General features: G+C 56.2%; 12 protein-coding genes. 4 read left to right on the top strand and 8 right to left on the bottom strand.

All coding sequences use genetic code 11. From position 1 onward, the window contains the following. Nucleotides 1-35: 35 nt before the first annotated feature. On the bottom strand, nt 36-470 hold the full coding sequence (locus tag ACR0AK_RS22245; protein WP_480795024.1) for a DUF1801 domain-containing protein: 435 nt from the start codon (nt 468-470) through the stop codon (nt 36-38). A 117-nt stretch (nt 471-587) separates the two neighbouring features. Here ACR0AK_RS22245 and ACR0AK_RS22240 point away from each other — a divergent pair, with 117 nt between their 5' ends. Beyond that, entirely contained in the window at nt 588-1,520 is a 933-nt protein-coding gene (locus ACR0AK_RS22240; RefSeq protein WP_480795023.1) for an MBL fold metallo-hydrolase, read from the top strand. A 4-nt stretch (nt 1,521-1,524) separates the two neighbouring features. Here the strand turns inward: ACR0AK_RS22240 and ACR0AK_RS22235 are convergent, their stop codons facing one another. The 3 genes from ACR0AK_RS22235 to ACR0AK_RS22225 all read right to left on the bottom strand — a co-directional run bounded on the left by ACR0AK_RS22235 (nt 1,525) and on the right by ACR0AK_RS22225 (nt 5,233). Beyond that, on the bottom strand, nt 1,525-2,853 hold the full coding sequence (locus ACR0AK_RS22235; protein ID WP_480795022.1) for an NAD(P)/FAD-dependent oxidoreductase: 1,329 nt from the start codon (nt 2,851-2,853) through the stop codon (nt 1,525-1,527). A 154-nt stretch (nt 2,854-3,007) separates the two neighbouring features. Beyond that, nucleotides 3,008-3,241 carry a hypothetical protein gene (locus ACR0AK_RS22230; RefSeq protein ID WP_170562947.1) on the bottom strand — a complete coding sequence of 78 codons (234 nt, stop codon included), beginning with the start codon at nt 3,239-3,241 and terminating at the stop codon, nt 3,008-3,010. A 333-nt stretch (nt 3,242-3,574) separates the two neighbouring features. Beyond that, entirely contained in the window at nt 3,575-5,233 is a 1,659-nt protein-coding gene (locus ACR0AK_RS22225) for an NAD+ synthase (RefSeq protein WP_480795021.1), read from the bottom strand. A gap of 147 nt (nt 5,234-5,380) precedes the next feature. Here ACR0AK_RS22225 and ACR0AK_RS22220 point away from each other — a divergent pair, with 147 nt between their 5' ends. Beyond that, a complete protein-coding gene (locus ACR0AK_RS22220; protein WP_480795020.1) occupies nt 5,381-6,838 on the top strand; it encodes an MORN repeat-containing protein in 1,458 nt (485 codons plus the stop codon). A 5-nt stretch (nt 6,839-6,843) separates the two neighbouring features. On the opposite strand, the gene ACR0AK_RS22215 is transcribed toward ACR0AK_RS22220, so the two are convergent. Then, a complete protein-coding gene (locus tag ACR0AK_RS22215; RefSeq protein WP_170563243.1) occupies nt 6,844-7,509 on the bottom strand; it encodes an SDR family NAD(P)-dependent oxidoreductase in 666 nt (221 codons plus the stop codon). Between the two features lie 288 nt (nt 7,510-7,797). On the opposite strand from ACR0AK_RS22215, the gene ACR0AK_RS22210 reads away from it, so the two are divergent. Continuing rightward, nucleotides 7,798-9,372 (top strand): 2-isopropylmalate synthase, encoded by a 1,575-nt coding sequence (locus tag ACR0AK_RS22210; RefSeq protein WP_480795019.1) that lies wholly within the window; start codon nt 7,798-7,800, stop codon nt 9,370-9,372. A 55-nt stretch (nt 9,373-9,427) separates the two neighbouring features. Here the strand turns inward: ACR0AK_RS22210 and ACR0AK_RS22205 are convergent, their stop codons facing one another. From ACR0AK_RS22205 to ACR0AK_RS22195, 3 genes are all read right to left on the bottom strand, one after another. After that, on the bottom strand, nt 9,428-9,925 hold the full coding sequence (locus ACR0AK_RS22205; protein WP_480795018.1) for a DUF2141 domain-containing protein: 498 nt from the start codon (nt 9,923-9,925) through the stop codon (nt 9,428-9,430). Between the two features lie 18 nt (nt 9,926-9,943). Continuing rightward, the gene (locus tag ACR0AK_RS22200) at nt 9,944-10,843 is read right to left on the bottom strand and encodes a sterol desaturase family protein (protein ID WP_480795017.1); all 900 of its coding nucleotides are present in this window, start codon (nt 10,841-10,843) and stop codon (nt 9,944-9,946) included. Between the two features lie 181 nt (nt 10,844-11,024). Further along, on the bottom strand, nt 11,025-11,813 hold the full coding sequence (locus ACR0AK_RS22195; protein WP_480795016.1) for a 23S rRNA (adenine(2030)-N(6))-methyltransferase RlmJ: 789 nt from the start codon (nt 11,811-11,813) through the stop codon (nt 11,025-11,027). Nucleotides 11,814-11,968: 155 nt separating this feature from the next. Here ACR0AK_RS22195 and ACR0AK_RS22190 point away from each other — a divergent pair, with 155 nt between their 5' ends. After that, a complete protein-coding gene (locus tag ACR0AK_RS22190) occupies nt 11,969-13,015 on the top strand; it encodes a rod shape-determining protein (RefSeq protein WP_039523195.1) in 1,047 nt (348 codons plus the stop codon). The last annotated feature ends 1 nt before the right edge of the window (nt 13,016 follow it).

The following is a 13,016-nucleotide window of genomic DNA, read 5'->3' as shown; positions in this document are numbered from 1 at the left end:
TGTCACAGGATTGACCAATTGTCCAGCAAAGGCGTTCAGGTTGGCTTAACGGGCCAGTGCCCATTCAGGTCCTTTAACCCCGCGCGGATCAGTTCAGACAGCACGTCCATATCGATATCCGCCAGCTTGTTCATATAGAGGCAGGATTTGCCCAGCTTGTGCTTGCCCAACCGCGACAGGATATCCTCAAAATCCGCGTAACCGGGCATGATGTAGATCGACAGTGCAGTCTTGCGTGGCGAAAATCCGGTTGCCAGAAATTCGCCCTCACGCCCTGACTTGTAGCGATAGTGATAACGTCCATAACCCACGATAGATGGCCCCCACATGACGGGTTCGAAACCGGTTGTTTGCCGAAAAAGAGTATTCAGCGCACGCGCATCATCCGCCTTCTTCGCCGGTTGAACGGTCAATAAAAAGCTCTCGACGCTTTGCCCTGTGGGAACGGTTTTGTTTTCGGATCGCGCCATAAACAAAAATTAACACGTAATGTTCATCAACGCAGCCCATTTGAAAAGGGTATACACTGGCAAGAGACTCGCGCCGACCTAAACTCACTGAATGCTGTTCTGACAGGGAGAACCAAAATGACCATCAAATTCACACGCCGCGCAGCGCTGGGAACCGCGGCAGCATTACCCTTTGCCGCGGCTGCGGCACCGGTTCTGGCGGCTGGGGCCAAGACCAAGGCAAATTCTACCATCGCCAAGTCCTTTGCGTTGGGCGATTTCACAGTAACGACACTGCTGGATGGCAGCCTGCCGCGCGACGGCGCCCAGGAAATCTTTGGCGGCGGCGCGTCGGATGAAGACTTTGCAAAAGTTTCGGCAGACAATTTCATCTCGCCCGATGTCGCACAATTCTTCTTTACCCCGACGCTCGTGAACACCGGGTCGGAACTGGTTCTGTTCGACACAGGTTTGGGACAGGGCGGCATACAGGCCGCGTTGGCAGACGCTGGAGTGACGCCGGATCAGATCGACGTCGTTGTGATCACCCATATGCACCCCGACCATATCGGCGGCATGACAACAAATGACGCGCCCACCTTTCCAAATGCGCGCTATGTGACATCATCCCCGGAGTACGACTTTTGGGCAGCGCAGGACGCGGGCAACCGAGTTGGTGATCTGGTTGCCGCCAAGGTAACGCCGTTGGCCGAAAAGATGACCTTCTTGCAAGATGGTGGCGAGGTTGCATCGGGTATCACAGCAGTGGCTGCCTATGGGCATACCCCCGGTCACACCGTGTATCACCTGGAAAGCAATGGGCAGCGTCTCGTTCTGACCGCCGATCTGGCCAATCACTATGTCTGGTCCTTTGCGCACCCCGAATGGGAGGTCCGTTTTGATATGGACAAGGCTGCAGCAACAGCCTCACGTCGCAATGTGCTGGGGATGCTGGCCGCGGACAAAGTTCCGATGATTGGTTATCACATGCCATTCCCGGCGGCCGGTTTCGTGGAAAGCCGGGGGGAAGGCTTCCGCTTTGTTCCGGTCAGCTATCAGATGATGGGCTGACGCATCAGTAACCGGCATCCGGCCGTACTTTCGAACCATCCGAAAAACGGGACAGGCGAAAGGCGGCCGGATCAACACATGGCGTGGTTTCACAAACCAAATCGGCCATCAAACGACCCGCTCCGGGGCCAATCCCAAAGCCGTGGCCCGAGAACCCTGTGGCGATAAACATTCCCGGCAGCGTATCAACCGCAGAGATCACCGGAATGGCGTCGGGCGTGACATCGATCAACCCGGCCCAACTTTGAACGATCTCTGCCTGTTCCAATACCGGGAACCCTTTGCGCGCTCGCGCCCATGTCCTCTTCAGGACTTTGCCAGAGGGCTCGGGGTCCAGCACGCGGCAAAGTTCAAATGGCGTGACGTCGGTTGGCAACCATGATCGGTCCTCTCCGGCCTCTGCAGCCCAGCGTTTGGACAGCCTGAACCGCAAGGATCGCCATTCTTGCCGGAACGCCGGTACAAACTGCATCGCAAGCCGAAAACTGTCCGGTACGATATCCACAGTATTTTCGTGCCCGGACGCAATAGTGTAGCCGCCATCAGCCCTTTTTCGCATCGCGAAATCATCTGACCACATTGCGGTTTCTGGCCCATTCACCGGTGACGTGCGCAATACCGTATTGAGAACCTTAAGCTGCGGCAGTTCAATCCCTGCGTTTCCAGCAAACAGACGCGACCACGCGCCTCCGGCAAGAACCACCCGTGCACAAGCCACCCGGCCACGTTCGGTAAACACACCTGAGATATGGCCGTTCTCAACGTCAACGCTGCGAACCGCGCAGTTGGTCATCAGACACGCGCCCTTGTCGCGCGCGGCCTCCGCAATCGCAGGGGCGGCCCATTGCGGTTCAGCTCGCCCGTCTCGCGGCATGTGCAAGGCAACTTTCAACCCCGATTGATTGTTGGGCAACAGAGCATCCAGTTCAGCCCCTGAAACCATCTGTGCGCCGGTCTGTAAACCTTCAACATTGCACATCCAACGTTCAAGGTTTGCGTGATCTCGCTTTCCTGAGGCACCAAAAAGGATGCCAGACCGCGAAAAACCAGTTTGGCGTCCGGTACGTTGATCAAGATGCTGCCAGATATGCTGCGCTTCCAACATAAGCGGGATTTCACGCGGGTCCCGCAGACCCAAACGTACCCACCCCCAGTTTCGCGAACTTTGCTCGCCCGCGATCTGGCCCTTTTCGCACAGCAAAACCGAGGCGCCCCGTTCTGACAGCTCCAAAGCCGTCGAAGCGCCGATGATTCCCCCACCTATGACCACAACGTCAACGGACTTGGGAAGATGCAAATCGGGTTCTACAGGATTTGGTTTAGGACCGGGCATTCGCCGCTCTTACTTCATTGCTTGGACCGCAATGAATGCGCGGTATCAGTTATTAGGCAACATGCCGCCTAACGCGCGGATCACAATTTTTGCAAGCTGTGGTTATAGTGCCAGTTTGATCCCTGGCACTATTTCTTTTATCAGGCCCTGGCCCTTAAGCAGCGCCGCAGAGTTCAGCCCACTTCTGACGCAATGTGGCTGTCAGGCCAGCATCATTGCCGGAAGTTTCTTCGGCCAGACTTTCCTGTGACGGCAGTTCGGGAAGAATCAAAGAAGCAGCTGGTTCTACCTGCACAGCACCGTTTTCTGGCGGCGTCTCAGCCCCCAAAAGGTCGGCAATGGCAGAATCTATCTGCTCTTCATCTAGATCATGGCCCTTAGATTCCATCGAACGCCACGGAAGTGGCGAGTGGAGTGGCCTATCATATTGCTCACGCATTTTCACACCAAATCGTTAACACAGACACCCAATTAATGATGCGCAACAAACCAAACCCGATCTAAAACACCGAGCCATTCAAGAATGCGCCGCATCTGCCCCACTTGAGGCGGCAATTAAGCTAAAATGTGTCAGAAAAATGTCCTGATTTCAAGCGTGTTAAACGGATGAAGCAGAATCTAGGTTCACACTGTTCCCAAGGCGGAGACAATATGCAAAATATCACCAAAAGGCGCTACAATTCGGAAACCACCGAAATCTAAGAATCCGCGCGGTTTCGATTTAAGACCGATCCCGCCAACGGTTTACGATCGGGTATCTCCGGTCCAGCCAGAAGGCCCTGTTAGTCAGTCGCGTGCCCGGAGCGGACTGAAAACGCTTGTACTCACTGATATAAATCAGGTGCTCGACACGGCGGGCGACATCGGCATCGAAGCCTGCCGTTTCGCAGTCGGCGATCGAACCATCGCGGTCGACTAGGATTTCCAGAATGGCGTCCAGTTCCGGGTAGTCCGGCAGGCTGTCGCTGTCTTTCTGGTCTTCACGCAACTCGGCGCTGGGGGGTTTGTCGATCACCGACGGGCGGATCACCTCGCCATCAGGTCCCATCATCCAGTCACGATGGTTGCCATTTCGCCAGCGGCATGTTTCGAACACACGCGTTTTATACAGATCCTTGATCGGGTTATAGCCACCATTCATGTCGCCATAAATGGTCGCATAACCCACGGCTACCTCGGACTTGTTGCCTGTGGTCAGCAGCATTTCGCCAAACTTGTTTGAGATCGCCATCAACAGCAATCCGCGCAAGCGTGACTGAATGTTTTCCTCGGTCAAATCCGCCTCGAGCCCGGCAAACAAAGGTGCCAGAGTGTCTGTCACCGCCGCCCGGCTGTCCGAGATAGGAACATAATCGAAATGCACGCCAAGCGCCTTGGCGACGGCTTCGGCGTCATCCAGCGAAGCCTGGCTGGTGTATTCCGACGGCAGCATCACGCAACGGACGTTTTCCGCCCCGATTGCATCAACTGCTATCGCCGCAACCAACGACGAGTCCACGCCGCCCGAAAGGCCCAACAGCGCCTTCTTGAAACCGGTCTTACCCATGTAATCACGAAGAGATTGGACCATGGCACGATAGTCCTGCTCCCACTCATCCGGTTGCGGCACGATCTCGCGTGGCACAATACGCCACCCTTCATCGCCGCGCTCCAAATCAACATGCGTTACAGCCTCGTCAAAGACCGGCATCCGAAACGCAATCTCTCCGCCCGGGTTAAGGCCGAAGGTTGCGCCATCAAAGACCTGATCGTCCTGTCCGCCCACCATGTTCAGGTAGATCAGCGGCAGGCCGGTTTCGACCACACGAGCAACCATGTGGTTCAGGCGCACATCATACTTGTTGCGGAAATAAGGCGAGCCATTGGGGATCAGCAAAAACTCGGCGCCGGTTTCTTCCAGAGTTTCCGAGACGTCCGGATGCCAGCTGTCTTCGCAGATCGGGCTACCGATCCGCGAGTTCCCAACCGAGTACGGGCCGCCCAACGGGCCAGCGTCGTACAAGCGCACCTCGTCGAACACTGTTTCATTCGGCAGGTGGTGCTTCAACACCTTGCTACCAATACGACCGGCCTTGAGGATCAGGTAAGCATTGAAAAGCTTGCCGTCTTCGGTCCACGGACCACCGATTGCAATGGCCGGCCCATCGGCACATTGGGCCGCCAACTCCTGAACCGCAGCCATTGCAGCCTGGTGAAAGACCGGCTTCATCACCAGATCCTGCGTGTTGTAACCTGTGATGAACATTTCAGGGAAAGCCACAAGGTCGGCACCTTCCTCGCGCCCCTGTTCCCACGCCGCAAGCGCCTTGTCCAAGTTGCCTTGGATGTCCCCAACAACAGGGTTGAGTTGTGCCAGAGTAATGCGGAAACGGTTGGCCATGCTGCCCTCTTGCCCTCGTCAGTCCTAATGCCATTTAGCAGATCGCACCGCGAGTGAAAGTCAAATGCGGCAAAACACGTTGCTCTGTCCGCACGGGTATCTTAGTTTTGCAATAACAAGTGACAATCGGGCAAGGCAGGAAAAACCATGAACGCTATCCGCACTTCTTTTGCCGCCACGGCGATGGCTTTGCTGGCCGCATCCGCCTCTGCGCAGGACGGGCAGGTTATCGTTGCGGATGATGACGTCGGCGGCGTGTATGAGGGTACATTCCTAAACGGCCTGCGCCACGGCGAAGGCACCTATCGCCTGCCAAACGGGTTCGAATATGTCGGCGAATGGGTCGAAGGCGAAATCCAGGGCAAAGGCATTGCACGCTATGTCAACGGCTCAGTCTATGAGGGGATGTTCTCAAAGGGACAACCCGAAGGACAAGGCAAGATCATCTATCCCGACGGCGGCAGCTATGAAGGGGAATGGGCTGAAGGGTCGATAAATGGAACCGGAGTCGCAAAATACACGAATGGCGTCCGGTACGAGGGCAGCTTCAAGGACGCCCGCTATCACGGCAAAGGCGTCCTGACTGACCCCAGCGGTTACGTTTACGATGGCAACTGGGCCGATGGTGTAAAGCATGGCGAGGGCAAAATCACCTCGACGCAAGGCAGCATCTATGAAGGGGAAATCAAGAACGGTCTGCGCGATGGCCAGGGCACACTGACCATCCCGGATGGCATGACATATACTGGCGAATGGTCTCAGGACCGCATGACCGGCAAGGGCCGCCTGTTGCAGGCCAATGGTGACCTCTACGAAGGCGATCTTGTGGACGGCCGCCGCGAGGGCAATGGCAAAGCGACCTATGCCAACGGCGCGACCTATGAAGGCGAATATGCCGATGACCGCCGCCATGGCAAAGGACGCTTTCTTGGGACCGACGGCTTTGACTACACCGGCGAATGGGTGGACGGTCAGATCGAAGGGCTGGGTGAGGTCACTTACCCCGACGGCGCTACCTATACAGGTGATTTCAGCGCAGATCTGCCACACGGCAAAGGGGTTCAAACCTATCCGGATGGCACCGTCTATGACGGCGAATGGACAGCCGGCATTTTCGAAGGCAATGGCAAGGCCACTTACCCCAACGGTGTTGTCTATCAGGGCCAGTTCAAGAACGGCCTCAGCCATGGCACCGGCGTTTTGACATTCGCCAACGGGTATCGATACGAAGGCGAATGGGTGGACGGCGCGCGCCAGGGCAAAGGCAAAGCGACATTTCCTGACGGAACCGCTTATGAAGGCGATTTCAAGGACGGTCAGCGTCACGGTGACGGGACCATAAAAACCCCGCGCGGGTTTAGCTATACCGGCGGTTGGGCCGAAGGCAAAATCAGCGGTCAGGGTGTCGCGACCTATGCGACCGGTGACGTGTACGAAGGCACATTCCTCGACAACAAGCGGCACGGCAATGGCACCATGCGCTATGCCAATGGTCAGGAAGAAACAGGCGTTTGGGAAAACGGTGTTCTGCCCCCGGAGAACGTAAGCGCGCCAGATGCGACGGATACCGAAACCGAGCCTGACAACTCTTCTTCTGACGGGTGATCAAACTACCAGGGCACCGGCTTCCCCGCCCAGTCAAAGAACCCACCTGTATCAGCTGAGTTCAAGGCGGCTGCTACGGATAGCAGGTTTTGGGCGGCCTCATCAGGTTCAACCGCGGGGTGCTTTCCGACATATTTCCGGGTGAAGGCCGTATTGACCGTACCAGGATGCAGGGCGACACAGATTGCGTGTTTGTGGGTCCGGGCCAATTCGATCGCAGATGTGCGGACAATCTGGTTCACCGCCGCCTTGGACGCTCGATAACTGATCCATCCGCCCAGCCGGTTGTCACCAATAGACCCCACCCGCGCAGACAAAACCGCAAAGACGGCGCGCTGGTCGCGCGGCAGCAAGCGCGCAGCATGAGCAAGAACCAACGCAGGTCCCACCGCATTCAGCGCAAATTGATCCATCATCGCCTGCGCCGATAGCATCCTGATGGTTTTTTCGGGGGTCGCACCGTTTATCTCAAGCGCGCCAGCCGCGACCAAGATCAGGTCAAACGGTCCAGTAACACCTGCCATTGTCCGATCCACGATCTCGGGGTCAGTCAGATCAAACCCGTCCTGCGACCTAGACAAGGTTGTGACGTTGACCGATTGCTGCCTAAGCCTGTTGGCGATTGCGCCTCCGATCCCGCCTGAGGCACCAATAATGAGTGCTGTGTCCATGCAGGACGAACTAGCCGTAGGTAATTCCAGATCAACACGCGCGGAAAAAAAGAAATCTAACCATGTGATCGAGGAAAATTCGTTCTTTTCATTCCCGCCGCGCGATGTATAACCTCAACCCCATGATCAACCGCGCAGATATCCTGATTGCCGACACCGCCCTTCGCGGTGCGTCTCTGCGTGGCCTACTGATCCTAATCCGCCTCTGAGCGTGCCATCCGGCGCGCCCGCTCAGAGGAGGACGCCCGCGCGCCAAATGGCTTTAGGACAGACAAGAAAGAGATTCCCATGACCAATGTGACCGACCAAGACCGCGTCTTGATCTTTGACACAACCCTGCGCGACGGCGAGCAAAGCCCCGGCGCGACCATGACCCATTCCGAAAAGCTTGAGATTGCTGAGCTGCTGGACGAAATGGGCGTCGACATCATCGAAGCCGGGTTCCCAATCGCTTCCGAGGGCGACTTCAAGGCCGTCTCTGAAATTGCCGAACGATCCAAAAACAGCCGCATCTGTGGTTTGGCCCGTGCCAATTTCGCGGATATCGACCGCTGTTGGGAAGCTGTGAAACACGCAGGCAAGAGCCGAATTCACACCTTCATCGGCACCTCACCGCTGCACCGTGCGATCCCGAACCTGACGCAGGACGAGATGGCCGACAAAATCCACGAAACCGTGAGCCATGCGCGCAATCTGTGTGAGAACGTGCAGTGGTCACCGATGGATGCCACGCGGACCGAATGGGATTACCTCTGCCGCGTGATCGAGATCGCCATCAAAGCTGGTGCAACGACAATCAACATCCCCGACACGGTCGGCTACACCGCACCGATGGAATCCGCCGACCTGATCAAACGCCTGATCGAAACGGTTCCCGGCGCGGATGAGGTGGTCTTCGCTACCCACTGCCACAACGACCTTGGCCTGGCGACCGCGAACTCCCTCGCTGCGGTTGCGGGTGGTGCACGTCAGATCGAATGCACCATCAACGGTCTGGGCGAACGCGCAGGAAATACCGCGTTGGAAGAGGTGGTAATGGCGCTGCGCACCCGCAATGACATCATGCCTTGGTCCACCGGTATCGACACGACCAAGATCATGCATATCTCGCGCCGCGTCGCGACCGTGTCCGGCTTCAACGTGCAGTTCAACAAGGCCATTGTCGGTAAGAACGCGTTCGCGCATGAAAGCGGCATCCACCAGGACGGCATGCTTAAGAACCGCGAAAACTTTGAGATCATGCGCCCCGAGGATATTGGACTGTCGGGTACGTCTTTGCCGCTGGGCAAACACTCGGGCCGCGCGGCGCTTCGCGACAAGCTTAACACGCTGGGCTATGAGGTGGGTGACAACCAGCTCAAGGATATCTTCTTTCGGTTCAAAGAGTTGGCCGACCGCAAAAAAGAAGTGTTCGACGACGACTTGATCGCGCTGATGACATTGGATGACGACGACGGCAGCGATCACCTGCAGCTGGTTTCAATGAAAGTCACCTGCGGAACTGTCGGCAAGGCCGAAGCCACAATCGAAATGGAAGTGGGCGGCAAGGAAATCATCGCCACCGAACAAGGCGACGGCCCAGTCGACGCTGCATTTCGTGCCATTCGCGTTGTGCATCCGAATACGGCGCATCTGCAGCTTTACCAAGTGCATGCCGTGACCGAAGGCACAGATGCGCAGGCCACGGTATCGGTGCGTCTGGAAGAGGACGGCATGATCGCGACGGGTCAATCCGCCAATACCGATACAGTCGTGGCCTCGGCCAAGGCGTATATTCACGCGCTGAACCGCCTGATCGTGCGGCGTCAAAAGGCCGGTCCGGGCGCTGACACCCGCGAGATCTCGTACAAAGATCTTACGTAAACAAGAAAGGGGCGGTCGATTGTCGACCGCCCTCTCTCATTCATCTCCAGCCAGATTACGGCCAATAGAACAAGGTCAGATCGACTGGCTTTTCCGTCCCGATCAGCGAATATTCATACACCGGCGTATCGTAGAGGTCGTTCAGCCCGGACACTGCATATCCCTCGGTCGGCAAATAATTCGCATCGTAGTTCAGATCGTAATCGCCATTCTCGTCGTGAAAGGCGATAACAGCGAAGTACCCGCTTTCCAGATCGGGGAAATCGAACCGGGCCGGTTCATCAGAGGCAAGCGCTTCAAGATACCCGGCTGCTTTGGTGTAATCCATGTTGTCGAACGCTGCCGCCTGATCAAACGCCATGACGATAACGTTGCCCTTGTTGCTGCGCGCACCGTGCAGATTGACCGTCAGGCCCGTGTTTTGCGCAGCCTCCGCGGTCGAAGCCGCTGCTTGGTCAATATCCGTGGTGAACCCCGAGGCGACCCAAGCACCACCGACAAACAAACCTGCTGTTACAATGGCCGCCACGATGCGTTGAGTGTTGCTTGGCATATTTTACACTCCCTCGAGTTACTTGGCGGGTTTGTTCAGTTTCCGACCGTTCTTTGGCTGCCAGCCCGGCGGTCCGAAGAAAACACCCAGCTTGTTGCTGAACCCCGGCATATTCCAGACATCCTTGAACAGACGGGCAAAACCGTGAAGGAAAGCGACGAAAGGGTTGATCGAGTCGATCGGTTTGACAAGGCCATAAACCACCTCTTCCTTTTCCTCCTCGAACGTACCGAACATGCGATCCCAGATGATCAGAATCCCGGCATAGTTCTTGTCCAGGTATTTCGGGTTGGACCCGTGGTGAACGCGGTGGTGCGACGGCGTGTTGAAGATATACTCGATCGGCCGCCACAGCTTTTTGATAACTTCGGTATGCAGGATCGTCTGATACAGCTGCACCAGCAGTTCTGCGATCAACACCATGAACGGGTTAAAGCCCAAAAGAACCAGCGGAATGTGAAAGAACAGCGGCCAGAAGCCATCCAGCGGGCCATGGCGATAGGCGACCGAGATATTGAAGAAGGGCGAGCTGTGGTGAACCGAATGTGTAGCCCAAAGGAAGTTGATCCGGTGCAGGATTCGATGCTCCCAGTAGTAAGCAAGGTCTGCAAGTATCAGCACAATGATGAACGAGGCCCATGTCGTCGGAATGTCGAACACGGCAAATTGCGAAGCCCAGACATATGCACCGATGTAAAACCCGGCCAATGATACAAAGCTGATTCCGATGAAGAAAACCAGCGTGATAAAGTTGGTGACGGTATCCCCCATCATCTGCCAGTTCAGTTTTTTGACGACTGCATAGCGGACCAATTCGAAGGCCAGGAAGCCCATTGCGAAGACAAAGAACCAGTCGTTGATCAAAGTTTCCCAGTAACTCAGGTGAAAGTCACTGATATGGCGGGTTAGAAAGTCCATCGAAGTAATCCGATTCCGTTCGCTGTCATATGTGACAACTTATTTACGGAGCCAATATTAAAAATCAAGATCCTGGCATCAGAAAAGCGGGACCTTCCAGCAAAGACATTGCTGTGGCATCAGAATTTGCTCCTGAGAAGTTCACTCTCAGGCAAAATCCCGTGTAATTACCGGTTTTTCTTCAACGAAGTTTGCCGAACAAGCCGTCCAGCGTTTTAGCGGACTCCTTCAGACCATAAGGCGCGTTCACGACAAACATGCTCGAACCAACCATACCGTGCCCTTCACGTGCGGCCGGAAAGCGCACCTCGTGATGCAAAACTTTGGGGAAATCCCGTTTCTCCAAAGCGTCGCGCATGCCCTGATGCCGCCCATTGGCCAGTATCGGATACCACAACGCAATGACACCGACGTTCCATTTCCGGTTCAACGAGGCGATTATACCGGGCATTCGGTCATAATCAGATTTGATCTCATAGCTTGGATCAATCAGCAATACGCCACGGCGCGGTGTCGGGGGCAGCAAAGATTGGGCCAGCTCAAAGCCGTCCTGCCGATAGGTTCGGGCGTCAGACGTGATCAATGCGTCGGACAGTGCTCGGTATTCTTGCGGATGCAATTCGGCAAAGTGCATCTTGTCGTATGGGCGCAAAAGGTTCGCCGCAATCAAAGGCGACCCTGGATATGCGGATGTGCCGTATCGGTCATGTACAGCGGCAATGGCTCGGCTCAGGGGATGATCGGCGTCAAACCAGCCTTCGGTCAACGCACGTTCGATTCCTGCTGCCGCTTCACCCGTCTGAACGGCCTGATCCGAGTCCAGCTTGTACAGCCCCCGCCCCGAATGGGTTTCGATGTAGCTTAGCGGTTTGTCCTTTTGAGTAAGATAGGCCAGCGTTTCTGCCAAAATTGCGTGCTTATGGACGTCCGCAAGGTTACCGGCGTGGTAAATATGTTGATATGAGAGCATGATGCCTTCTAAAGTCCCTGCAATTAAGGCGGAAAGGTGCTGATTGCCGCGGAATCAGCCCTTTTACCGGGCGAGTTGGCACCCTATAAGTCATCCGTCCCGGAACCGTCGAGTCGCGGGCAGTAGAAAAACCGACATACAGGATCAGGGGAAACATGGGGATCTTTGGCAATCTGGGCGGCCTGTTCACAGCGGACATGGCTATCGACCTTGGAACGGCAAATACGCTGGTTTATGTCAAGGGGCGCGGTGTTATCCTGTCTGAACCCTCTGTCGTTGCTTATCACGTCAAAGACGGCGTTAAAAAGGTTCTGGCCGTTGGTGAAGACGCCAAACTGATGCTGGGCCGAACCCCCGGCTCGATCGAGGCGATCCGCCCGATGCGCGAAGGCGTCATTGCCGACTTTGATACTGCTGAAGAAATGATCAAGCATTTCATCCGCAAAGTGCACAAACGCTCGACGTTTTCGAAACCGAAAATTATCGTTTGCGTACCTCATGGCGCGACACCTGTTGAAAAGCGCGCGATCCGTCAGTCGGTTCTGTCCGCTGGCGCGCGCCGCGCCGGTCTTATTGCCGAACCTATTGCAGCCGCGATTGGTGCAGGAATGCCCATCACCGACCCGACCGGCAACATGGTCGTCGATATCGGTGGTGGTACAACCGAGGTGGCCGTTTTATCGCTGGGTGACATCGTTTACGCGCGCTCGGTCCGCGTTGGCGGCGACCGGATGGACGAGGCCATCATCTCATACCTGCGCCGTCAGCAGAACCTGCTGGTCGGCGAATCCACCGCCGAACGTATCAAGACTACTATCGGCACTGCGCGCATGCCCGACGACGGCCGCGGCCAGTCGATGCACATCCGGGGTCGCGACCTGCTGAACGGCGTCCCGAAGGAAATTGAGATCAGCCAGGCTCAGGTGGCCGAGGCGCTGTCTGAGCCTGTCCAGCAGATTTGCGAGGCGGTGATGACCGCGCTGGAAACCACTCCGCCCGATCTGGCGGCGGATATCGTGGACCGGGGCGTGATGCTGACCGGCGGCGGTGCGCTGTTGGGTGATCTGGACCTTGCCCTGCGCGAACAGACCGGCCTGGCCGTGTCAATTGCCGACGAAAGCCTGAATTGTGTGGCTTTGGGCACCGGCAAGGCGCTGGAATACGAAAAACAACTGCGCCACGCGATTGACTACGAAAGCTAAG

The sequence above is a fragment of the Ruegeria sp. BI12 genome (assembly GCF_056537985.1).
The sequence above is the reverse complement of the archived record's forward strand: the minus strand, read 5'-3'. Positions and strand labels throughout refer to the sequence as shown.